20 protein-coding genes are annotated in these 22,579 nt (G+C 53.1%); 4 read left to right on the forward strand and 16 right to left on the reverse strand.

The window, feature by feature from the left end; genetic code table 11:
- The 6 genes from pgsA to dapB form a co-directional block, all read right to left on the reverse strand.
- Nucleotides 1-600: a CDP-diacylglycerol--glycerol-3-phosphate 3-phosphatidyltransferase gene (gene pgsA, locus IDM48_RS07970; RefSeq protein ID WP_238397934.1), complete on the reverse strand. Its 600-nt coding sequence runs from the start codon at nucleotides 598-600 to the stop codon at nucleotides 1-3.
- 19 nt (nucleotides 601-619) lie between these two features.
- The gene (locus tag IDM48_RS07975; RefSeq protein ID WP_190616861.1) at nucleotides 620-3,709 is read right to left on the reverse strand and encodes an FtsK/SpoIIIE family DNA translocase; all 3,090 of its coding nucleotides are present in this window, start codon (nucleotides 3,707-3,709) and stop codon (nucleotides 620-622) included.
- Between the two features lie 109 nt (nucleotides 3,710-3,818).
- Entirely contained in the window at nucleotides 3,819-5,531 is a 1,713-nt protein-coding gene (locus IDM48_RS07980; protein WP_068167979.1) for a ribonuclease J, read from the reverse strand.
- Nucleotides 5,532-5,617: 86 nt separating this feature from the next.
- A complete protein-coding gene (gene dapA / locus IDM48_RS07985) occupies nucleotides 5,618-6,553 on the reverse strand; it encodes a 4-hydroxy-tetrahydrodipicolinate synthase (protein WP_068167977.1) in 936 nt (311 codons plus the stop codon).
- A 110-nt stretch (nucleotides 6,554-6,663) separates the two neighbouring features.
- A complete protein-coding gene (locus IDM48_RS07990) occupies nucleotides 6,664-7,260 on the reverse strand; it encodes a hypothetical protein (protein ID WP_420803872.1) in 597 nt (198 codons plus the stop codon).
- A 21-nt stretch (nucleotides 7,261-7,281) separates the two neighbouring features.
- Complete coding sequence (gene dapB / locus IDM48_RS07995; RefSeq protein WP_145174864.1) at nucleotides 7,282-8,037, reverse strand: 4-hydroxy-tetrahydrodipicolinate reductase; 756 nt, start codon at nucleotides 8,035-8,037, stop codon at nucleotides 7,282-7,284.
- A gap of 229 nt (nucleotides 8,038-8,266) precedes the next feature.
- Between dapB and IDM48_RS08000 the strand changes: the two genes are divergently transcribed.
- Nucleotides 8,267-10,279, forward strand: a complete 2,013-nt coding sequence (locus IDM48_RS08000) for an acyltransferase family protein (RefSeq protein ID WP_238397935.1) — start codon at nucleotides 8,267-8,269, stop codon at nucleotides 10,277-10,279.
- Nucleotides 10,280-10,293: 14 nt separating this feature from the next.
- Here IDM48_RS08000 and IDM48_RS08005 read toward each other — a convergent pair whose 3' ends face one another.
- From IDM48_RS08005 to IDM48_RS08025, 5 genes are all read right to left on the reverse strand, one after another.
- The gene (locus tag IDM48_RS08005; protein WP_068167967.1) at nucleotides 10,294-11,625 is read right to left on the reverse strand and encodes a M16 family metallopeptidase; all 1,332 of its coding nucleotides are present in this window, start codon (nucleotides 11,623-11,625) and stop codon (nucleotides 10,294-10,296) included.
- Nucleotides 11,626-11,744: 119 nt separating this feature from the next.
- The gene (locus IDM48_RS08010; protein WP_190616863.1) at nucleotides 11,745-13,982 is read right to left on the reverse strand and encodes a polyribonucleotide nucleotidyltransferase; all 2,238 of its coding nucleotides are present in this window, start codon (nucleotides 13,980-13,982) and stop codon (nucleotides 11,745-11,747) included.
- Between the two features lie 260 nt (nucleotides 13,983-14,242).
- Complete coding sequence (gene rpsO / locus IDM48_RS08015; protein WP_068167963.1) at nucleotides 14,243-14,512, reverse strand: 30S ribosomal protein S15; 270 nt, start codon at nucleotides 14,510-14,512, stop codon at nucleotides 14,243-14,245.
- A gap of 230 nt (nucleotides 14,513-14,742) precedes the next feature.
- Nucleotides 14,743-16,176, reverse strand: coding sequence for an amino acid permease (locus tag IDM48_RS08020; RefSeq protein WP_190616865.1), 1,434 nt, complete (start codon nucleotides 16,174-16,176; stop codon nucleotides 14,743-14,745).
- A 200-nt stretch (nucleotides 16,177-16,376) separates the two neighbouring features.
- Nucleotides 16,377-16,679: a hypothetical protein gene (locus IDM48_RS08025; protein WP_190616867.1), complete on the reverse strand. Its 303-nt coding sequence runs from the start codon at nucleotides 16,677-16,679 to the stop codon at nucleotides 16,377-16,379.
- 187 nt (nucleotides 16,680-16,866) lie between these two features.
- On the opposite strand from IDM48_RS08025, the gene IDM48_RS08030 reads away from it, so the two are divergent.
- Genes IDM48_RS08030 through IDM48_RS08040 form a run of 3 tightly spaced genes read left to right on the forward strand, consistent with a single transcriptional unit; the run spans nucleotide 16,867 to nucleotide 18,931 of the window.
- Entirely contained in the window at nucleotides 16,867-17,325 is a 459-nt protein-coding gene (locus IDM48_RS08030; protein ID WP_190616869.1) for an S-ribosylhomocysteine lyase, read from the forward strand.
- Nucleotides 17,325-18,104 carry a 5'-methylthioadenosine/S-adenosylhomocysteine nucleosidase gene (mtnN, locus tag IDM48_RS08035; protein WP_238397936.1) on the forward strand — a complete coding sequence of 260 codons (780 nt, stop codon included), beginning with the start codon at nucleotides 17,325-17,327 and terminating at the stop codon, nucleotides 18,102-18,104. The genes IDM48_RS08030 and mtnN overlap by 1 nt, the downstream gene beginning before the upstream one ends.
- On the forward strand, nucleotides 18,104-18,931 hold the full coding sequence (locus tag IDM48_RS08040) for an aldo/keto reductase (protein ID WP_190616870.1): 828 nt from the start codon (nucleotides 18,104-18,106) through the stop codon (nucleotides 18,929-18,931). Before mtnN ends, IDM48_RS08040 begins: the two co-directional genes overlap by 1 nt.
- A gap of 255 nt (nucleotides 18,932-19,186) precedes the next feature.
- On the opposite strand, the gene IDM48_RS08045 is transcribed toward IDM48_RS08040, so the two are convergent.
- From IDM48_RS08045 to rbfA, 5 genes are all read right to left on the reverse strand, one after another.
- Entirely contained in the window at nucleotides 19,187-20,143 is a 957-nt protein-coding gene (locus IDM48_RS08045; protein WP_190616872.1) for a bifunctional riboflavin kinase/FAD synthetase, read from the reverse strand.
- Nucleotides 20,144-20,225: 82 nt separating this feature from the next.
- On the reverse strand, nucleotides 20,226-20,654 hold the full coding sequence (locus tag IDM48_RS08050) for a hypothetical protein (protein ID WP_068167949.1): 429 nt from the start codon (nucleotides 20,652-20,654) through the stop codon (nucleotides 20,226-20,228).
- A gap of 48 nt (nucleotides 20,655-20,702) precedes the next feature.
- Nucleotides 20,703-21,074: a hypothetical protein gene (locus tag IDM48_RS08055; protein ID WP_068167948.1), complete on the reverse strand. Its 372-nt coding sequence runs from the start codon at nucleotides 21,072-21,074 to the stop codon at nucleotides 20,703-20,705.
- The gene (gene truB, locus IDM48_RS08060; protein ID WP_151146499.1) at nucleotides 21,071-22,096 is read right to left on the reverse strand and encodes a tRNA pseudouridine(55) synthase TruB; all 1,026 of its coding nucleotides are present in this window, start codon (nucleotides 22,094-22,096) and stop codon (nucleotides 21,071-21,073) included. The genes IDM48_RS08055 and truB overlap by 4 nt, the downstream gene beginning before the upstream one ends.
- Before the next feature lie 5 nt (nucleotides 22,097-22,101).
- Nucleotides 22,102-22,542 carry a 30S ribosome-binding factor RbfA gene (gene rbfA, locus IDM48_RS08065; RefSeq protein WP_190616874.1) on the reverse strand — a complete coding sequence of 147 codons (441 nt, stop codon included), beginning with the start codon at nucleotides 22,540-22,542 and terminating at the stop codon, nucleotides 22,102-22,104.
- Nucleotides 22,543-22,579: the final 37 nt, after the last annotated feature.

Genomic DNA, 22,579 nt, shown 5'->3' on the forward strand with positions numbered 1-22,579 from the left:
TTAGGAGGGGTTCTTTGCTAGATAGTCACGGCGGAGTTCGATTGCTTTCTTCACGTAGTCGAGACCCGTCACCACGGTAATAACAACCACAGCCGCCATCACGATATAACCGGGAATGAGAGCCCAGGTACCCAGCTGCCCCAAAGGAGCAACTAAGAGTACCAGCGCAACGGTCTGCAAAACGGTCTTAAGCTTGCCACCTTTGCCTGCAGCCATCACGCCATAGCGAATCACGAAGAAACGCATGATGGTAATCCCCCACTCGCGCACCAAAATCACGATGGTGACCCACCACCACAGCTCGCCAAGAATGGAAAGCATGACAAATGCTGCACCGGTAAGCAACTTATCGGCAATAGGGTCTGCGATTTTGCCAAAGCTGGTAATCAAGTTGCGCGAACGAGCGATGGAGCCATCCAGCCAGTCAGTAATCATCGCCAGAATAAACACCGCCAGTGCCCACCAGCGTGCGCTCAGCGAATCCTCTCCAAAGGTGCCGCCCCCCGCCATGAGCCACACAAACAGCGGAACCATAATGATGCGCAAAGTAGTTAGTACATTGGGCAGGTTCCAGTTGGAAGCCTGTTGGGTTTCGCTCATGACGATCTCTCTTTCTGGATTATCTGCCGGTGAGATTCCAGGCGTCTTCGTCGCCTGGTTCATCAGCTGAGTCAAAATAGTCGGGGGCTGGTTCGCCGAGGGAACTAGCCACGGCATCGGTTCCATAGTGCTCGCCCAAACCGCTCTCAGCGGGAACTGTAGCCGGTTCGGGCTCGGGTGGATCTTCGCCCCGTAGTTTCGCCAAAACTACCGGAAGATCATCGGGAGCTACCAGCACATCGCGTGCTTTCGACCCTTCTGACGGTCCAACGATTTCGCGTGATTCCAGCAAATCCATCAGACGGCCTGCTTTAGCGAAACCGACGCGTAGCTTGCGCTGCAACATGGAAGTTGAGCCAAATTGGGTAGTCACTACGAGTTCAGCTGCCTGCAAGAGAACATCGAGGTCATCTCCAATATCATCATCAATCTGCTTCTTCGGAGCTGCCTGGATGACATCGTCACGATAGCGTACCGGCATCTGGGTTTTGACGTGCTCCACGATGTCATGAATCTCAGATTCACCGACCCACGCACCCTGCACTCGAATAGGCTTAGATGCGCCCATCGGCAAAAAGAGCGCGTCACCCTGTCCGATGAGCTTTTCTGCACCGGGTTGGTCGAGAACCACACGGGAATCGGTAACCGATGAAGTCGCAAAAGCCAGACGCGAAGGTACGTTCGCCTTAATCAAACCGGTGACGACGTCGACCGACGGGCGCTGGGTAGCCAACACCAGGTGAATACCCGCAGCACGAGCCAGCTGGGTGATACGCACGATGGACTCTTCGACGTCGCGCGGGGCAACCAACATGAGGTCGGCAAGCTCGTCCACAATCACCAAAAGGTAGGGATATTCCTTGATGGTTCGCTGAGAGCCCGGCTCGGGTTGAATCTTGCCCGCCTTGACCGCTTTATTGAAATCATCAATGTGCTTATATCCGTAATGAGCCAGGTCGTCGTAGCGGGCATCCATTTCTCGTACTACCCATTGCAAAGCTTCAGCAGCCTTTTTCGGGCTGGTGATAATGGGAGTAATAAGGTGAGGGATACCTTCGTAAGCGGTCAGTTCCACGCGCTTCGGATCAACCATCACTAGGCGAACCTGATCGGGAGTAGAGCGCATCAGAATAGAGGTAATCATCGAGTTCACGAACGACGATTTACCTGCACCCGTTGCACCGGCAACCAGCATATGCGGCATCTTTGCCAAGTTGGCGAGAACAAATCCGCCTTCGACATCTTTGCCCACGCCCATAATCATGGGATGGTGCGCCTGATGAGCTTGTGGAGAGCGCAGAACATCGCCCAACGCTACGGTCTCGCGATCGGTATTTGGAATCTCAATACCAATAGCGGATTTACCGGGAATAGGCGAAAGGATGCGCACATCAGCAGATGCCACAGCATATGAAATGTTTTTAGAAAGCGCAGTAACTCGCTCTACTTTCGTACCGGCACCCAGCTCAATTTCGTAGCGGGTAACGGTGGGTCCACGGGAGAATCCGGTAACCTCGGCGTCCACGTTGAACTGCTGGAGCACGTTAGTTAATGACTCAACGACTTGCTCATTGACCTCGGACGACTCTTTGGCAGGTGGGCCTGCAATCAGCAAGGATTCCTCGGGAAGTTCATAGTTACCCGAAGAGGATTCAACTACCTGTGCCGGCCGTGGTGACTCCACCGGTGCTGAGATCGTGTTGTTCTGTACCGATCGGCTAGTTGAAGCAGGGGTAGCCTTTGGCGTATTTAAGGACGCCGGGGCTGGACTCGAAGCTGCCGGTCGCTGGGGAGCCATTGCACGGGACGTTGTTGCCTGAGACTGACCTGCTGCTACCGATGCCGAAGCGTTAGCTGAGCCAGAAGGCTCTTGATCTCGATTCGATTCTGTTTCTCTGGGACGAGAATCTTCTGGTTCGACCCGTCCGTGATTTACCGCTGCCTGCTGTGCCTGGGCAAGGCGCTGAGCTGGAGCATCTGAATCGGCATACTGGCTAACATCAAAAAGCTCGCTTTGTGCCTTAGCAGAAACAGATTCTTCTTCCTGTGCCATGACATCAAACGCCTTCGTCTGGCGTTTCTGGGCACGCTTTGAAGAAACTGTCTTCTTCTGGGGCTGGGTGGGTGGATCAACATATTCGTAATCGTCAGAAAGCAGGGCGGTATCAAACGCTTCATCACCGTCATAGCGATCCAGACGCCGATCATTTTCATGCCCAGTTCCAAAGCCCAGCCATGCCAAGAGCCCCTTCCGAGGAGGGCTAGCAGGAGCGGGTTCGTGCTCGTAGAGATAGCTGCGGTCATGCTCTTTGGCGTCTAATTGGGTAGTAGCTGGTTCAGGACGCGCGGGCGCCTCCCCCAACATGACCCCCATCAAATGAACGATTTTGGGAACAACTTGGCGAAGAGGAGTTTTGGTAGCAATGAGCAGACCGATCAAGAAAACAAGCCCGATGAGAAGCCACTCAAAGAAACTAATACCGCCCACTAAACGCATGGCAGGGGCTGAGAGAATTAGTCCAATAATTCCGCCACCAGACCACACGCCTTCAAATCCTTGAGCGAGGGTGGGATAACCTGCCAGCTTGGCACCGAGCATGGAGGTGGCTATTACCATGAGCAACATGCCCAGGGCTATGCGGTTGTTAGCGTGAACCTCCACAGGATGGCGGAAGATTCTCCAGGCGAACACCATGCAGAAAATTGGAATGAGCAGAGTTCCAAAGCCAAAGAGACCGCCCACCATCACATGCCAAGCGTGAAGGGGCCATTCAATCCAAGAGTACGTATCGATGGTGCGCCATGCCCACCATTCCACTCCGGCAGTTATCAACCCGATGGTGAGAATCAGTAATGCTCCCCCATCGCGCCGCTCGTCAGGGTGCATATCAGTGCGCAGAGTTCCCATACGACGGACGGCGGCGCCGACCGTGTGTGCCAGGGAAGTCCACACTGCCAAGATGCTCCGTAGCAACCAGTTAGGTGACTCAGATGCAGACTGAGCACCAGAGCGAGCGCGGTTTGAGCCGCCCTTTGCTCGGGTGCTAGAGGAACGTGTCTTTTTCTTTCCAGCCTGGGAAGACCGACCAGATGAGGTTCTCGGTGCCATACGTCCTAAACATTAGTTAGCGAGAGCGGAAAGCCTTCAAGTTAACCTTGAAAGCTTTCCGCTTCAATCTTTAGAAAATAAGTTTCAACTTTACGTTTAACTTACAGGATTAATCCCGGTTTTTGGTAGGGGTATCAATCACTACCGGGATAATCATAGGCTTGCGGCGCAGTCGGCGTGCAACCCATGAACCAATCGTACGGCGAACAATTTGCTGTAGTTGATGATTGGTATGGGTCTTAGAGGGACCTTGATGCAGTGCATCCTCCAGCGCGGTCACAATCTTGGGAGCGATATCTTCGAAGACCGAGTCGTTTTCAGCAACGCCGCGGGCGTGAATATCGGGACCGGAGACAACACGCTTCGTCTGACGATCCACTACAGTCACCACGGAGATGAAGCCTTCTTCGCTCAGAACCAGGCGGTCTTTCAAGTCGTCTTCAGAAACTTGGCCTACTGAGCGTCCGTCCACGTAAACGTAATCGCAACGTACCTGACCTACGATTTCTGCTTTGCCCTCGTACAGGTCAACGACCGTGCCACCGGTTCCCAAGATAATATTCTCTTCAGGAATGCCTGTTTCTTGAGCGAGCTCACCGTTGGCAATGAGGTGACGAACTTCGCCGTGCACGGGCATCACGTTCTTGGGCTTGAGGATGTTATAGCAGTACAGCAACTCGCCTGCAGCAGCGTGGCCGGAAACGTGCACCTTAGCGTTACCCTTGTGGATTACCTCTGCGCCCAAAGCAAGTAGACCGTTGATGACACGGAACACTGAGGTTTCGTTACCGGGAATCAGAGATGATGCCAGAACGATGGTATCGCCGGGTTCTACCTGCACCTTGTGGTCGCCATTAGCCATACGAGAAAGGGCGGCCATCGGCTCGCCCTGCGAACCGGTGCACATCAGAACCAGCTCTTCGGGGCGATAGTTGTCAATCTTTTTCAAATCAACCAGGGTGTTATCGGGGACGTTGAGGTAACCCAATTTTTCAGCGATGGTCATGTTTCGAACCATCGAACGACCGACGAGAACTACCTTGCGCCCGCGCTCGTGAGCGGCGTCCAATACCTGCTGCACACGGTGGACGTGCGAGGAGAACGACGCCACGATGATGCGCTGGTTTGCGTCGCGGAAGACATTAGAAAGCACTTTGCCGATGTTCTTTTCGGTGGGTGTAAATCCGGGAACTTCAGCGTTGGTGGAGTCAGGCAGGAAGAGGTCTACGCCTTCTTCGCCCAGGCGTGCAAAGTGACGCAGGTCGGTGATACGACCGTCCAGGGGTAGCTGATCCATCTTGAAGTCACCGGTATGCAGTACGTTGCCTGCAGTGGTGCGGATAAATACAGCTAAGGCATCGGGAATCGAGTGGTTTACCGCTACAAATTCACATTCGAAGGGACCGAAGGACTCAACCATGCCCTCTTTCACGGTCAAGGTGAAAGGCTTAATCCGGTGCTCAGCAAGTTTTGCTTCAACCAAAGCCAAGGTGAGCTGGGAGCCTACCAAAGGGATATCGGGGCGGCGTTTGAGCAGATAGGGAACCGCACCAATGTGGTCTTCGTGTCCGTGAGTCAGAACAACTGCCACAATGTCTTGCAGGCGGTTCTCAATGTAGTGCAAATCGGGCAGAATCAAGTCCACACCGGGCTGGGATTCTTCGGGGAAGAGCACGCCGCAGTCAACCACCAGCAATTTGCCGTTGATTTCGTAAACGGTCATGTTACGGCCCACTTCGCCCAAGCCGCCCAAGGGAACGACGCGCAGGGTACCGTTTTTCAGCTTCTTAGGCTGACGTAATTCTGTATTAATAAATGGCAATATATATCCTTACTGTTTACGGTGAAAAACGAGCTCACGAACTTGAACGTCAAGTTCGTGAGCCCGCTTCACCATCGGTTAGTTCTCTAGCGAATAAGCGTGGAAGCTACCGACGATTTCTCTAAATCTGCTCGCATGAGCGCGATTTCTTCATCAGTGGGATCCACATGAGGCAGGCGCACGGTGGCTGAATCCAGCTTGCCCTGCCAGGAAAGAATCTGTTTGGCTGCTACGCAACCGGGAACGCGAGTCATCGTTGCCGAAACGATGGGTGCGATCTCAAGGTGAAGTTTCTGTGCGGTGGAAAGGTCCTGTGCCACTACCGCATCAATCAGTTGACGGAAGAGCGCCGGTGCAATGTGGGTGGTAACGCCCACTAGCCCAACTGCTCCCATCGCCATCCAGGGGAGGGTTAAACCGTCATCTCCAGAATAGTACTGAAGATCAGTTGCTGCCATGACCTCGGTCGCAGCAGCAAAGTCAGCTTTGGCGTCTTTAACTGCAACAATATTCTCATGTGTTGCTAGCTTTTCAAAAGTAGCCGGAAGAATTGGGATACCTGCACGCCCGGGGATGTCGTAGAGCATCACAGGCGTTTTTACTGCATTTGCCACGGTGGTGAAGTGAGCTGCTACGCCTGCCTGAGTAGGTTTGTTGTAGTAGGGGGTGACAACCAAAAGACCATCTACCCCAATGCCTTCAGCCAACGATGCTAGGTGCAGAGTATGCGCTGTATCATTTGAGCCTACGCCTGCAACAACCTTGCACTGCTCACCCACCGCTTCTTTGACGATGCGGAAAACTTTTTCATTTTCCTCATCGGTCATGGTGGAGTACTCACCAGTGGTGCCACATACAACCAAACCATCGTGACCGTCGTCCACCAGCGATTGAGCTAGTTCGGCGGTGCGAGATTCATCAACTGATCCGTCCTCCTTGAACGGAGTAACCATAGCGGTCAGCAATCGCCCAAAAATTGGCTCAGCGAATGTTCCTTGGGGTGGGGTTGTAGTCTCAGGCATAGTGCTAGATTACCTTCTTTTCGCGGTGTTTGGGATGTTTTGGCTCTTCAAGCGCGGTTCACTCAGCATTTCCTCAGGTTGAAGACCGAAAGAATGAGACTGGTCAGCGCCTAGATGGATAGATTAGCCGATGTTTTACCCGATTTGAGTGCGATGGCGGTGCGCATTGCTTGGCGGGCTCGCTTCCGGTCCCCTGCGGCTCCGTAGAGGGTCGATAGGTTAAACCAGTGTTTCCAGTTCATGGGGTCCTGCTCTACCGTCTGACTAAATTTTGCGAATTCTTGATCCGCTGCAGCTCGGTCAATTTTCCCTGAAGCAGTGCGGGGTAGCCGGTCTTCGGGCAGTTCCCCGTTCGCCATGAGTTCATCGGCCATGCGTTGGATGCGCGTACCGAAGATGATTTCCCGCACCATCGCCCAGGCACCTATCAGGGGAAGGGCCAGGAGCCCTATCCCCAACAACATTGCCAAGAGGCTGCCCTCTTGAAGCAGAAGCACACCCCGTTGAAAGGTTACGAAGAGATAGAGAACCAACGCCGCTATGGTGATAGCCGCAAAAGTCTTACCTTTACCCGTCGAATCAACGAACACGAAAACCGCTGAAAATGCCAGTGCCACCAAGACAAACATTTTGCTGGCAGTGGGCAGAGGCAATATCAGAACGGTCAATAAACCGACCAGAACGGCGCAGGCAACAAATATTTTCAAAGACTTCATCAAAAGTAAGATCTAGCGAAGATTGAGGTAGCCGTCAAGACCGTGAGTGAGCCCGGGGTGCGCCGCTACTTCTCGCACTCCCAGCAGGACGCCGGGCATGAAAGATTTGCGGTCAAAGGAATCGTGGCGGATGACAAGTTGCTGACCTTCATCTCCCAGTAAGATTTCCTGGCTGGCGGTCAGCCCACGCAAGCGAACCGCATGTACTTTGACGCCGTCGATGTCAGCACCGCGCGAGCCACCCTCGTCTGTTTCTGTGGCATCCGGTGAAGGAGCTACCCCGGCAGCAGCGCGGGCATCGGCAATTTTCTGTGCCGTGTGTGCTGCGGTTCCTGAAGGCGCATCCACTTTCTGCGGATGATGCATTTCGATGACTTCTACGGATTCGAAGTACTGGGCTGCTTTTGCCGCAAATTCGGTGGCTAGAATCGCACCGATAGCGAAGTTGGGGGCAATAAGAACTCCAACCTCTGGATGCTGAGTGAGCAGGGTTCGCAGGTTGTGAAGCTTATGTTCGTCCCAACCTGTTGTACCCACTACCGCATGGATACCATTTTCTACGGCAAAGCGGACATTCTGTTCGGTCGCAGCTGGAACCGTCAAATCGATGAGCACCTCTGCGCCAGTTTCCACCAGTTTCTTCAGTTCCGCTGCGCTAGAGATAGTCGCTACCAGCTCCATATCTGTTGCGTTTTCAACCGCTTTCACGGCTTCTGATCCCATGCGTCCATTAGATCCGGCAACTGCAACTTTCCACATTTTAGTCATCTGCGCCTCCCACTTTTATCAGGTATCGAGTGAATCGTTACCGTGTACATTCTATATCTGCTCCACTCTATCGTCTCCAGGGATACGCCGTCGGATAAACCGTCTTCACTCGTCATAATGTGATTCCCTTGCACAGCGCGAATATCTTGCAGTCAAATGCGTACTAAACTTAAACAGTTGCCATATCCCCCAGGCAGCATTCCTTTTTGAAATTGTTGACGAGGTATCTGTGAACAAAATAGCCGAGACCAAAAACGCTGCGCTCGAAGATCACGTGTTCTATTCCAATGTTGATCCGGCAGAAGCCCAGCGTTCTTTTCGACTACGCGGTTTAGATGGACTACGTGCTATCGCCGTGTGCTCGGTGTTGGTTTACCATTTGTGGCCGACGGTGCTACCCGGCGGCATGATGGGCGTAGATATTTTCTTCGTTATTTCTGGGTATCTCATTACTGCGCTGCTGCTCAAAGAAGGTGCTTTAACCGGCAAGATGAATATCGTCCAGTTTTGGGTACGCCGTTTGCGTCGCCTCATTCCTGCGATTATCGTGCTGGTTGCGGTGGTAGGTGGATTAGTTTTCATCATCGGTGGGGACATACAGGTTGGCTTGGGCAGACAGGTTCTAGGAGCTTTTACCTTTTCGTCCAACTGGCTGTACATCGCCTCGGACAATGATTATTTTGCTCAGACTTCCCCCGAACTGCTCACCAACTTTTGGTCTTTAGCGGTAGAGGAACAATTCTATATTTTCTGGCCCATAGCCCTGGTCTTTATTTTTATGTGGGTAGCTAGTTGGAGAAAGCGCCTTGCCATTCCGCTAGTTCTCGCACTACTTTCCGTGGTATTGAGTGCGGTGCTCACCGCTGTTGGAGCATCTGCATCCCGCATTTACTACGGAACTGATACCCATCTCTTTGGAATCATGCTCGGGGTCAGCCTGGCACTGCTCATTCCCTGGAGCATGTACCCGCCAGCCGATAGCCGCCTCTACCCTGTGGTGGGTTATGGGGAAGGCATCTGGGGCATTTTGCGGGGTCTTGTGGGATGGATCTGCCTGATTGCTATTTTTCCGCTGGCGCGCAGGTGGGGTGATCACGACGCATTTTTTATGCCGTGGGATCTTCTTCTTGCTTCTGTCCTTGCCGTTGGAGTTATCCAGGCTCTGCTGGCAGATTCTCGCGCTCCGGTGGCATCTCTCTTGCGAAATGTACTTTCGCTACCGCCTCTGGTTTGGATTGGCCAACGCTCCTACGGGATCTATCTCTGGCATTGGCCTTTGGCGGTTATCGCCCACTACGTTTTTGGTCCGGAGAATAGGTTTTGGACGTCGTGGGTCGTCCTCTTCGCCTCATTTATTGTGGCGGGACTTTCCTATATGTTCGTCGAAGACCCTATTCGTCGCCTTGGCTTTGGAGGGGCGTTCCGCGCCTTCGGTCGCGCACTGGTCGGACCGGCTAAAGCTTTGCCCATCGTCTCCCTGGCCCTATTTCTCTTGGGTGCAGTGGGTACCGGATTTGCGATAGTGAATGCCCCCGCCATGACCGAGGCGGAAGCGGTGGTGGCATCTGGTGAAAATCACGCCCAAACCACCGTGGCTCCCCAGCCCCAGCCTTCGGCGAGTGCTTCAGCGAAGGACGGCGTGGTGGCCGGTTCTGTCAGAATTATCGGCGACTCAGTTACCGTTGCCTCAGCAGATGCCCTCCAATCAAAACTTCCTCAGGCGAGCATCGACGGCGAAGTCAGCCGCACTTTAGTCGCAGTTCTTCCTCAGATTAAAGAAGACGCTGCCAACCATCAGCTAGGACAGGTAGTGGTTGTTTCGCTCGCCACCAATTCAACGTTGGCACAGTCCCAGATTGATGAGCTGGTGCAGGCTCTGGCACCGCACCAAGAACGCAAGATTGTTTTGGTCACCGGTGCGGCGCCGTCCAATCTCACCTGGGTAGCCGGCTCTAATGATTTGATGCACCAGGCAGCACAGAAATACCCGGATACGGTACTGGTAGCCGACTGGGCACAAGCTGCTGCCGGACACAGCGATTATCTAGTCTCTGACGGTGTCCACCCGCAGGGGCAAGGTCAGCAGGTGTACGCGCAAACTATTGCCGACGCCGTGGCAAAAGCCCAAAAACAGCTCAAGGACGAGGGAAAGCTCAGCGAAGAAGACCTCAAACAGGCGTCTGAGTCTCCATCGGCAGATCCTACCCCCGCCCCCTCGGCTGCCACAGCCAAGGCATGGTAGAAGGCAACGACCGTCTAGCGCACGATGGTCGTGACCATCTGCTGCCTCGATAGCCAGGCGGCAAGCTCACGTACTTCATCGAGCGTTACCGCACGAATGCGCTCAAGTAGCTCGTCCAAGCTGGTGTATTTACCAGAATCAAGCTCCGCTCTACCCAGGCGGCTCATACGCGAACCTGAATCTTCAGAACCCATAATGGTAGCGCCACCCAGCTGACCTACTACCTTAGTCAGTTCTTCCTCGGTCAGCCCTTCCGAAGCTACCTTGGCAAACTCCTCGGTCAACAGCTCTTGAACCTGCTCCACCTTTGCGGGCAGGCAACCGGCATACATACCAAAGTAACCGGCATCAGAATATGAGCCCGAGAACGAGAATGTTGAATAGGCAAGTCCGCGCTTCTCACGAATTTCCTGGAACAAACGTGAAGACATGCCTCCGCCCAAAGCAGAGTTCAATACGGACATGGCGAATCTACGTTCGTCCCCGGCAATGATAGAGGGGCAACCCATCACTATGTTCGTCTGCTCAAATCCTTTATTGACCTCTCGTTCGAGAGCTCCCGGAGTAATATCCACACGCTGACGTACACGACGTTGCGAAGGAGCAACCCCTTCCGGTAAAGACCAGCCATGCTTGGTCAGCGAGTCCAAGACCAGGCGAACAATCTCTGCATGTTCTAGCCCGCCTGCCGCGGAAATAACTAAGCGATCAGGAGTATAGAACTTTCGGTAATGCTCCCACACCGAGGTACGGGGTACCGAACGAATCTCCTCAGGAGTACCGCCGATAGGGCGCCCCAGGGGATTCTCCCCCATCAGCTGCTCCACAAAATTCTCAAAAGCAACATCGGTGGGATCATCTTGATCCATCGCCAGCTCTTCGAGAATCACTCCGCGTTCCTGCTCCAGCAGTTCGGCATCCAGGACGGCGTCAGAGACCATATCCGCAAGAACATCTACAGCCATCGCCACGTCTTCACCCAACACCCTTGCGTAGTAGCAGGTATGTTCTTTAGCGGTCAGAGCATTGGATTCTCCACCTACCTCGTCAAAGGCCTGAGCAATATCTAACGCTGAGCGGGTGTGAGTACCTTTGAATAACAGGTGTTCTAAAAAGTGAGTTGAGCCGAGCATACCCGGTTGCTCATCCCGAGAACCCACCCCTACCCAGAAGCCTATAGACACACTTCGTAGAGACGGCATCTTCTCCGTAATCACGCGGATACCGCCGGGCAAAATAGAACGACGAACCTCGTTTCCGCCTTCGCCCTGTTCGATAACACGGCCCACTTCATAGTTAAGTTCTTCGGTAATGCTCGCGCGATCAGTGGGCAAAATAATAGGCATAAACTTCCTTGCACATTCCAGATATCAGTGAATTTTTCTCTCAATTCTACCGGTTAAAACACAGCGGCTCCCCCACACCTCAGGTGTGAAAGAGCCGCCGGTTACTCAACTAAAAGCGATTACGCTTCCGAGTCTTCTTCTGATTCTTCAGATTCAGCTACAACAGGTGATAGCGAGAGCTTGCCACGATCATCAATCTTGGTGATCTCAACCTGAACCTTCTGACCAATCGAAACGACGTCGTCGACGTCGTTGACTCGCTTGCCGTCATTGAGCTTACGCAACTCGGTGACGTGAAGTAGCCCGTCCTTGCCAGGAGTCAAGGAAACGAATGCGCCGAAGGTTGTGGTCTTGACGACGGTACCCAGGTAACGCTCGCCGACCTCAGGAACCTGGGGGTTAGCAATAGCGTTGATTGCTGCACGTGCTGCATCAGCGGAGGGACCGTCGACCGCGCCGATGTAAACGGTGCCGTCATCTTCGATGGAGATATCGGTTCCAGTGTCTTCCTGAATCTGGTTAATCATCTTGCCCTTAGGACCAATGACTTCACCAATCTTGGAAACAGGAACGCTCACTGAAATCACGCGAGGAGCAAAGTTGCTCATCTCATCGGGAGCGTCAATTGCTGCGTTAAGAACCTCAAGAATGTGAAGGCGAGCCTCACGTGCCTGAGTCAGTGCAGCTGCCAGAACAGATGCGGGGATGCCGTCGAGCTTAGTATCAAGCTGGATTGCGGTAACGAACTCAGAGGTACCTGCGACCTTGAAGTCCATATCTCCCAAAGCATCTTCTGCACCGAGAATATCGGTAAGAGCTGCGTAACGGATTTCGCCGTCAACTTCATCAGAGACCAACCCCATAGCGATACCTGCAACGGGTGCACGCAAAGGAACACCGGCATTGAGCATAGAAAGGGTCGATGCGCATACCGAGCCCATGGAGGTTGAGCCGTTAGAGCCCAGTGCCTCAGAGACCTGACGGATGGCGTAGGGGAATTCTTCGCGTGAAGGAAGAACGGGAACCAACGCACGCTCAGCTAGTGCACCGTGACCGATTTCGCGGCGCTTGGGTGAACCAACACGACCGGGCTCGCCTACTGAGTAGGGAGGGAAGTTGTAGTGGTGGATGTAGCGCTTGGACTTGACTGGGTACAGCGAATCCAACTGCTGTTCCAGCTTGAGCATGTTCAAGGTGGTAACACCCATAATTTGGGTTTCGCCGCGCTCGAAGATAGCTGAACCGTGAACGCGGGGCAGAACCTCAACTTCAGCGGTGAGCTGCCGGATGTCGGTCAGACCGCGACCGTCAATACGAACCTGCTCGGTGAGGATGCGCTGGCGAACGGTGTGCTTGGTTAGAGCGTTGAAAGCTGCGTTGATTTCATCTTCGCGACCTTCAAATTCTTTTCCTTCGCTACCAAGAGCTGCAAGAACTTCCTGCTGAAGCATCCCCGATGCTTCTTCACGTTCCTGCTTACCCGCGATGGAGTAAACATCTGCAATCTTTTCGCTGGCAAATTCGCGCACTGCGGCGTCGACGTCGTCGCCGTGGGAGCCGAACGTAGGCAGAACCATAGGTTCTTTGCCGGCTTCAGCCTTGAGAGCAAGCTGTGCTTCGCACAGTGCCTTGATGAATGGCTTAGCAGCTTCAAGACCTTCAGAGACGATTTCTTCGGTGGGAGCCTGCTTGCCCTGTTCCTTGATGAGCTTCCATGAGTTATCGGTAGCTTCAGCTTCGACCATCATGATGGCAACGTCTTCAGTGCCGTCTGCCTTGGTCACGATGCGTCCGGCAACAGCCATATCAAAAGTTGCCTCAGCAAGCTGGGAGAACTTGGGGAAGCAGACCCACTGACCGTCAATCAGTGCGATGCGAACGCCGCCTACAGGACCGGCAAAGGGCAGGCCTGAAAGAGCGGTGGAGCAAGATGCTGCGTTAATTGCTACGGTGTTGTAGATTTCGTCGGGTTCAATGGTGAGAACGGTGACGACAACCTGAACCTCGTTGCGGATGCCCTTTTTGAAAGCAGGACGCAAGGGGCGGTCAATCAGACGCGCAGCGAGAACAGCTTCGGTGGAGGGGCGACCTTCACGGCGGAAGAAAGAGCCAGGAATCTTACCCGCTGCGTACATACGTTCTTCAACGTCGACGGTCAAGGGGAAGAAGTCAAAGCCTTCACGGGGATTCTTGCCCACTGCGGTAGCGGAGAGCAAGGTGGTTTCATCGTCAATGGTGACGAGAGCTGAACCTGCAGCCTGCTGTGCGAGGCGTCCTGTTTCGAAACGAACGGTGCGCTGACCGAACTTTCCATTGTCAATGATTGCTTCTGCAAATTTAATTTCGGGACCTTCCAAGGTTCCTCCATTTCTGTGTTGATGGTTCGTAGGCGGTTGACGTTCACCATCGATCATCAGTTGAACCCATCGCAACAAACTTTTTGTGCTGCGCTAAATGCAACCGAGGACCGTGAGCTGATACGCAGCCGCCAGAACCATTATTGGTGGTGATTTTCAAAGAAATCACCGATTTTACTAAGGTGAGAGAAGAGGGCGGTATCTACGAATTATTTGAAAGACAAAGAAATTCGTGCAGATACCGCCCTCTCAAGCTCTATTTATCGGCGGATACCGAGGCGCTCGATGAGTGCACGGTAACGTTCGATGTCGGTGCTCTTGAGGTAACCGAGCATGTTGCGACGGCGACCAACAAGGATCATCAGACCGCGGCGGGTGTGGTGATCGTGCTTGTGGAACTTGAGGTGTTCAGTCAGGTCGGTGATACGACGAGTCAAAACTGCAATCTGCACCTCGGGTGAACCGGTGTCACCTTCGTGAGTTGCGTATTCCTTGATAATTTCCTGCTTTACTGCGGGATCCAGTGCCACTGAATAACTCCTAGAGTTAGTGCCGTGTCGGCCCGAATAACATTTTTGTTACCGGGAAGGTGAAAGAGAAGATTTCTCTTTCGACTGACGCATGACCACCACGGACTGCAGTCATACCTTGTCTATTCTAGCGCATGCGGATAAGTCCTGAAAAGGATAGCGGCACAAGAGGGGCAGTGATGCATTACGCACCACTGCCCCTCTTTTCGCTTATTTGCTACTTTTCTACCCTATTTATTCAGGGGCCGTGCGGCGGCACCGTTGGGGGCAGCGGCGTCGTCATGGGGCATAAATTTGTAGATAATCGCCAGCAGAACGCACCACGCCGCACCCACGAGCAGCGCAAGTCGGGTGTCCTCAAAGAAAGCGAACTGAACCACAATTGCCAACATGAACGCCAGGGCAATATAAGACGCCCAGGGCCAACCGGGAGTGGGGAAATCGCTCGTTGCGCCCTCCCGCGCCAACTGTCGTTTGAATGCAATGTGGGATACCAAAATCATTACCCACACCAAGATGGTGGCGAATGTAGCCAAAGAGGCAATCACAAGGAAAGCGTCTTCAAACAGGAAATTCACAACCACGCCGATGACCAGAACCAGACCCATGCACACCACCGTCATGAAGGGCGCTCCTCGACGGTCGGTCTTGGCAAAGGATTTGGGCGCCAGACGGCGCGTTGCCAAACCATAAAGCATACGTCCGGCGCCGTAGACATCTGCGTTGATGGCAGAAATAGCCGCGGTGAGCACCACAAAGTTCAGCACGTGAGCGGCTGCAGGAATGCCCAGAGAGCTGAAGATTTGAACGAAAGGCGAGGTCTCCCCGTCAATTGAGTTCCAGGGCATCAGCGTCATGATAACTGCTAACGCCAGCACGTAAAACAGCAAAATACGCACGGGGGTGGTGTTCACGGCTTTGGGGATCGAGACCTTGGGATTTTCTGCTTCGCCAGCGGCAATACCGATGGTTTCAATACCGCCAAAAGCAAACATCACCACGGTAAAGCAAGCGATAAAACCACCCAGACCGTTGGGGAAAAACCCGCCGTGATTCCACAGGTTAGAGATGGACGAGGGCTCCCCAGCATGAGCGTTGACGCCGAAGATCATCAGCAGAATACCGCCCACAATCATGGCAATAATTGCTGCAACCTTGATGAGGGTAAACCAAAATTCACTCTCGCCAAAGGCTTTCACCTGCACGAGATTGATGGAAAGAATAAGCAGTAGGACAATAGCAATCCATACCCAAGAGGGCGAGTGGGGAAACCAGAACTTCATATAAACGGAGAACGCGGTGACGTCAGCAACTGCCACCAACGCCATTTCGAAGGCATAGCTCCAACCGGTCACAAAACCAGCCCACCGCCCCAGGTACTGGGTTGCATATTCGGAGAAGGCACCGGCAACGGGGTGGGCCAGCGCCATCTCCCCCATAGCACGCATCACCATGAAAACGGCAGCGCCACCAATCACATATGCAAGCAAAACAGAAGGGCCAGCAAGAGAAATTGCACTTGCCGAGCCGTAAAAAAGTCCGGTGCCAATAGCTGACCCCAGGGCGATGAAGAGGATATGTCGCAGAGACAACCCACGGTGAAGCTGAGAAGATTGATTCTCAGCGAGCTGGTTGGACGCGCGGGACCCCTGCGTGTTGTTCATCGGGAGATACCTCGATTGTTGAGCTAAATGATAATGAGCAAAGTATGTGGTTCAAGAATACCCACTTATTTTTATACGTAGAAGCTAATTTATATAAATTCTTAAGTGGGTATTCATTTTTATCTCTTTCTAAGGTGCCCTGCACAGATAAGGGTGTTCCCACATCTTTGGAAACACCCTTATGTATAGCTGGGGGAAGGTTAGGAGCGCTCACGACCCAACGCTAGAGAACCCACAGCGGTTGCACCGGTGACCGCAAGAACAGCGGGCCACGGACCAATCTTTTTGTGCAAAGCATGGGAGTAGCCAAAGCTACCCAGGTAGAGAGCGGTCAAAGCTGCAGCTCGCGCAGTACCGGCATTTTTCTGCCACCCCTTAAATGCAGCTACGCCACCGGCGGCAAGAGCTACCCCGCCCAGCGGACGCACGCCCGTCGCCCGAGCAACTTTATAACCGCCCACCAAACCGGCAGCACTTGCGGCAGTAGGAATAAGAACGTTCATGATGAAACCTCCGTTGATTGGTGTTATTTCTTCTACTTTAATAACCCAATCTGAAGATTTGCCCACAAACTGCTAACTCGCCCCACAGTTTCTCACACCTGATAAGTCAAAACGTTTGGATGGCTTCCGGTGGGTAAGGGATAATAGAAAGAAACCCTCCGCAAGTTCGAAAGAAAGAGGAAAACTCATGGAAAAAATGAACGTAGAATCCTTCAATTTGGATCACACTAAAGTTTCCGCGCCCTATGTGCGCATTGCAGATCGCAAAGAACTGCCCGCAGGTGATGTCCTCATCAAATACGATGTGCGCTTTACCCAGCCCAACACCGATCACCTGGAGATGAAAGCAATCCACTCCATCGAACACCTCACCGCCGAACTCATGCGCAACCACACCGATAAGCTCATCGACTTTGGCCCTATGGGCTGCCAGACCGGTTTCTACGCGCTCACCCTCGGTCTAGAACCACAAGATTTCTTGCCCATCCTCGAAGCCAGCTTCAAAGACATTCTTCAGGCAACCGAGGTTCCCGCAGCCAACGAAGTACAGTGCGGCTGGGGTGCCAACCATTCGCTGAAGGACGCGCAAGAGGCAGTTAGTCAGTTCCTCGACCACCGCTCCGAGTGGGAAACGGTGATGGCATAGTGGCCCACCCCAGTTCCTCTCTCCCACAAGATTTTCAAGACGCCGCCATCGTCCAGGTGGCAATGGATGAAGAAGCAGCACCCTTCTTTGAACTCACCGAGCCCGCAGGCGATTCTTTCAGCTGCGGCATCGCGGAGTTCTTCCCGCGCGTCGTCCGCTCAAACCAGTACGAACAAAAGGTTCTGCTAGTGCGCTCGCGCATCGGGTTAGTCAATGCTGCCGCGGCTATCACTACCGCGCTGCGCCTTGCACCGTCGACGCCGCTAGTTGTCTCTGCTGGTACCGCCGGAGGATTACATACCTCCACTAATGTCGGTGACCTCGTCATCGGCACAGAATTTACCTACACCGACGCCGACGCCACCGCATTTGGCTACGCGCGAGGTCAGGTGCCAGGAATGCCCGAAAAGTTCGACGTAGCACCGTCTTTGGTTGATTCCCTGGGTGCGCTCCCCCAGAGCGAATTAGCACCGGTCGAGTTCACCGGCACCATTCATCGTGGTCCTATGCTCGCTGGTGGTTCCTTCGTGACCGCTCATAATGTGGCTGATACGCGGGTGGTTTTTCCCGATGCGATCTCCACCGATATGGAAACCACCGCCATCGCGCAGGTATGCCACAACGAAGATGTACCTTTCATTGCTGTCCGAGCAATTTCGGATCTCTGCGGCCCCACAGCGGATCAGGTGTTCCACCTAGAAGTTGATTTGGTAGCGCCGGTGTCCGCCCAGGCAGCTCTTGCTGTTATTGACCACGTTATTGCCGCAGGAGGGCACTAATGCAAAACCATAAAATGCGTGATGGAAAGACTATCCCGCCCATCGGTTTAGGTACCTATGGAATGGACGATACGTCCGCAGAACTTCTTGTATCTGAAGCGATTCGCCGAGGTTACCGCCTCATCGACACCGCCAAGAATTACGAGAATGAAAGCGGCGTGGGTAAGGGTGTACTTCGTTCAGGTGTAGATCGGGAAGAAATCTTTGTGATTTCTAAGATTCCAGGCCGCGACCACGGTTACGAAGAAGCTAAGGCATCGATTCGTAGTTCGCTTGAACGCATGGGTTTGGATTATCTGGACATGGTGCTCATTCACTGGCCTAATCCGTCCCAAGGTAAATTCGTTGATACCTGGCGCGGTTTGATGGCAGCGCGCGACGAAGGTTTGGTCAAGTCTATTGGTGTTTCCAATTTCTTGCCCGAACATATCGATCAACTGGTCGAAGAAACCGGTGAGTACCCGGCGGCCAACGAGATTGAGCTGAACCCCTATTATCAGCAAGAGTCGCTGCATCAGTACAACGATGACCACGCGATTCTTACTATTTCTTGGGCGCCTTTGGGTAATCACACCGATTTGCTGGGCCATAGCGTCATCGCCAAAATCGCAGAAGAAGTACAAAAGACTCCTGCCCAGGTTATTCTTCGGTGGCATGTGCAGAGCCAGCTTCTTCCCATCCCCCGCACCCTCAAAGAGGAAAGACTCGAAGAGAACTTTGCGGTCTTCAGCTGGGAATTGTCCGATCAGCAGATGAAAGAAATTAATCTGCTTCATACCGGTATCTCGGGGTTCAACTTTGACCCCGCGACTCACGAGGAAATGTAAGCGTTCCACCGAGTTTGTATCAGAAAGGACGGTTTGTACCACCAAAAGCGTGGTACAAACCGTCCTTTGCATTAACGTTCAGGGTTTACCTCGCCAAGATTTCATAATAGAGCGAATAACTTTGAGGGTCTGTCTTTTTCTCGCTTTTCTGAATGTAAGCACCCTAGAATCTCAGAGGAGTCCAACCTACAGGGAGGGCTTGGCTCACGCTGTGTCGGACTGGAGATTTTCTCTCTGATGGTTAAACCTCTATGTTTAATTTTCAGCCAGCTTTTCCTCGGTATCTAAAACATCCTGGGCTATTTGCTCAATCAAAGCTTCGGCACCGGTGTAAGCCACCGTCGGACGCAGATAATGCAAAAATTCTACGGTGACTTCTTGCCCGTAAAGATTAAAGTTTTCGATGGGTTCATCGGGGCGGTTAATGACGTGAGCCTCAACCTGGCGCTGGGTAATTCCTTCAAAAGTGGGATTAGTACCGATAGAAGTAGCAACCGGGTGGCGCTTACCGTGCTCATCAATGAGCCATCCCGCGTAGACGCCGTCGGCAGGGATAAATCCCCGGGACTGCTGCGAAAGATTAGCTGTGGGAAAACCCAGTTCTCGACCGCGGGCGGCGCCGTGGACAATTTCACCCACCATCCGATGCGGGCGTCCTAAAAGCTGACGCGCTTCCTCGACCTTTCCCTCAGCTAGTAGCTGCCGGATACGGGTAGAAGAAGTACGGTGCGTCTCGTCTGCCATTAGCTCGTCAATGGTCACAACCTCAAAACCAAAGGTTTGACCTAGTTGGCGCATGGTCTGAAGGTCACCGGCATTATTATGACCAAATCGGACATCTTCACCAATTACTACGTATCGAGCGTGCAGCGCATCAACAAACGTATTCTTCACAAATTCTTCGGGCGACTGCCGAGAAAATTCCAGGGTGTAATGCAACAGGATATAGGCATCAATCCCTAGTTCAGCCAGGTACTGCTGGCGTTCGGGCTGACCCATAATCTCATGCAGGGGCTCGTTCGGGCGATGAACCACCGCAGGGTGAGGGTCAAACGAAACCGCTGTGGGAGTGAGCCCCTGTTCGCGGGCAAGGTTTACCACGGTGCCCAGGACGGCTGCATGACCTGTATGAATGCCGTCAAAATTACCAATAGTAACCACAGACGGCCCGAAATCAGCCGGAATCGAGCTGATAGTGCGGTACAAATCCACGTCTTCCTCTTCCCTACTTGAACGGTTCCATATTACGCATCAAAACCTGCCGCTGCCGAATCGAGCAGAAGCAAACTTCATGCTATTTACTCACAGCGCGAGAGGTTGAAGCCTGACGAGTATGGAAGAGCCACCACAGGCCAATGATCGGGAGAACTAGCGGAACGTACCCGTAGCCGGCTCCGAAATGGGACCACACCGACGCAAGGGGGAAAAGATCGGGGCGCATATAAGAGAAGATGCCCACTCCCAGCACACCCAATAGTTCAATGCTCAAGGCACCCACTGCAATGTTCCAGGACACCGCGTCCTTCTTTGCCAAGAAGATTGTCGCTACTAGATAAATAATCGCAGAAACCAGTGAGAGCGAAATCGACAGCGGGGCTTGATCGAACTTACGCAAAATCTGGTAGAGCGCACGAGCACCTGCAGACAGGGAAAAAATCCAGTAAATAACGATCAGCAGGCGGCCGAATCCACTATTTTTGGCGGTGGGTGATTGGTTCATCATGTAATTCTTAGTCTCGTAACGGTAGGGGAAAATCAGGATTCCTAAATTTTAGTAGTAGTACCAGAGCATATTCATACGCTGAACCATCACAATAAGCACCGGCCCAACGATAGCCAGAACCAGAGTAGCCCAGCGCGTTCTCTCACTCATCGACCAGGTAAAAGCACCAGCAGGAATCACCATTGCGGTCAGCAAATACCCGTAATATTCTAGCCAGTCGCCGCTGGGTCCATCAGTCATAAACTGCATGATGATGGAGCCCACAAAATAGATGAATAGCCAGCCCTGCAGTACGATGGCGGAGCCCTGGGACCAGTCGTCCGGCGCTTTACCTCGTAAAAATTGAACCAGACAAATCAGAAAAGCAACGGTTCCCAGCAGACAGGTAATCCAGAACCAGATATCGTAACCGGCGATCATGCGGGGTTCTCCTCAAACGTATGGCTTGCTTCAAAAACCAGTAACGGTGCGGCAACGGGTTGTCCGCGGAAGGTCTTATTTTCTATAAGCCCGACGAGAGTCTGGTTGGGAGCATAAGCGGCTGTAATGCCATCTGTCGCTCCCCCGTTCGTCGCCCGCTGGTGTGCAGAAGTAGAGGGCTCAATGCGGCGTCCGAAAGAAATATCCGTGGCATCTTGAGCACTCAACTCCCTGACGCCAAACAGATGGGCTGCGGCGTCTTCTAAAGGAAACAACGGCAGAGGCTGTTCCTGTTCCCTCAGCTCTGCCAGAGCATCCAACGTATGAGCCTCGGCTACTTGGATTTCGCCAATGCGAGTACGGCGCAAGGAGGTCAAATGTCCGCCTACCCCCAAGGCATTCCCTAAATCTCGGGCAAGGGAGCGGATATAGGTGCCAGAAGAACAGGAAACCGTGATATTCAGGTCAATCACCTGAGCATCAACCGAAGCACCTTCAGCGTCCACCGTAGTAATTGAGGTCCGGTCAATAGAATGTACGGCGAACTCACTAATGGTCACCGGACGAGCGTCCAGTTGTACGTCTTGCCCCTCACGAACGCGAGAATAAGAACGAACGCCGTCCACTTTGATAGCGGAAACCGACGCAGGAACCTGCATGATATCGCCGGTGAGCTTTCCCACTTCCGCCTGTATCCGCGCATCATCGATAGATGCAATCGCTTTGGGTTCAGCGACCTCAAGAGTTTCGCCCTCGACGTCGTCGGTGACGGTTGAAATGCCCAAGCGGATAGTAGCGGTATACGTCTTTGACTCCTCCACAATCCACGTGAGTAACTTAGTAGCTTTCCCAATGCCCAAAATCAGCACTCCGGTCGCCATCGGATCAAGAGTGCCGGCGTGCCCCACTTTGCGCGTCTGGGCAAGCCTGCGCACACGCGAAACCACGTCATGGCTCGTCATGCCCGCAGGCTTATCAACGACAATCAGCCCGGACGGCCCCTGATGCTGTTTTTTAGTCACCTGGTTTATGCCTCTTCGGATTCTTCTTCATCAGGCTTCTTGTACGGATCGGCTTCACCCGCATAGGTAGCGCTCGAAGACGCCTCAGCGAGTTCCTCATCGCGAGAGCGCGCTTTACGCAGCAAGTCCTCAATATGCGACGCATTCACCGGAACTTCATCAGGCACAAAAGTCAGCGTAGGAGTCAAACGGGCAGTAATATTCTTACCTACCTCAGAGCGCAAAACACCCTTGGCAGATTCCAAAGCCGCCTGAGTAGAAGCCTGTTCTTCAGCGGTGCCATACACCGTGTAGTACACGGTAGCGTGCTGCAAGTCATTGGTTACTCGCGCATCGGTAATAGTTACAAAACCCAGACGTGGGTCTTTAATGCGGCGTTCCAATGCTTGGGCAACAATAACCTTGATACGATCCGCAAGGCGGGCTGCGCGTGCTGCATCTGCCATAATTTTGCTCCTTAACGATGAGATTTTATCTTCTAAA

Source organism: Rothia amarae, assembly GCF_014705945.2.
Taxonomy (GTDB): domain Bacteria; phylum Actinomycetota; class Actinomycetes; order Actinomycetales; family Micrococcaceae; genus Rothia; species Rothia amarae.

Bases quoted from the DNA above. Each gene is read 5' to 3' on its own strand.
- pgsA (WP_238397934.1), bottom strand. From the start codon at position 600: ATGAGCGAAACCCAACAGGCTTCCAACTGGAACCTGCCCAATGTACTA.
- IDM48_RS07975 (WP_190616861.1), bottom strand. From the start codon at position 3,709: ATGGCACCGAGAACCTCATCTGGTCGGTCTTCCCAGGCTGGAAAGAAA.
- dapA (WP_068167977.1), bottom strand. From the start codon at position 6,553: ATGCCTGAGACTACAACCCCACCCCAAGGAACATTCGCTGAGCCAATT.
- dapB (WP_145174864.1), bottom strand. From the start codon at position 8,037: ATGACTAAAATGTGGAAAGTTGCAGTTGCCGGATCTAATGGACGCATG.
- IDM48_RS08005 (WP_068167967.1), bottom strand. From the start codon at position 11,625: ATGCCTATTATTTTGCCCACTGATCGCGCGAGCATTACCGAAGAACTT.
- IDM48_RS08020 (WP_190616865.1), bottom strand. From the start codon at position 16,176: ATGAACAACACGCAGGGGTCCCGCGCGTCCAACCAGCTCGCTGAGAAT.
- IDM48_RS08025 (WP_190616867.1), bottom strand. From the start codon at position 16,679: ATGAACGTTCTTATTCCTACTGCCGCAAGTGCTGCCGGTTTGGTGGGC.
- IDM48_RS08030 (WP_190616869.1), top strand. From the start codon at position 16,867: ATGGAAAAAATGAACGTAGAATCCTTCAATTTGGATCACACTAAAGTT.
- IDM48_RS08040 (WP_190616870.1), top strand. From the start codon at position 18,104: ATGCAAAACCATAAAATGCGTGATGGAAAGACTATCCCGCCCATCGGT.
- IDM48_RS08050 (WP_068167949.1), bottom strand. From the start codon at position 20,654: ATGATGAACCAATCACCCACCGCCAAAAATAGTGGATTCGGCCGCCTG.
- IDM48_RS08055 (WP_068167948.1), bottom strand. From the start codon at position 21,074: ATGATCGCCGGTTACGATATCTGGTTCTGGATTACCTGTCTGCTGGGA.
- rbfA (WP_190616874.1), bottom strand. From the start codon at position 22,542: ATGGCAGATGCAGCACGCGCAGCCCGCCTTGCGGATCGTATCAAGGTT.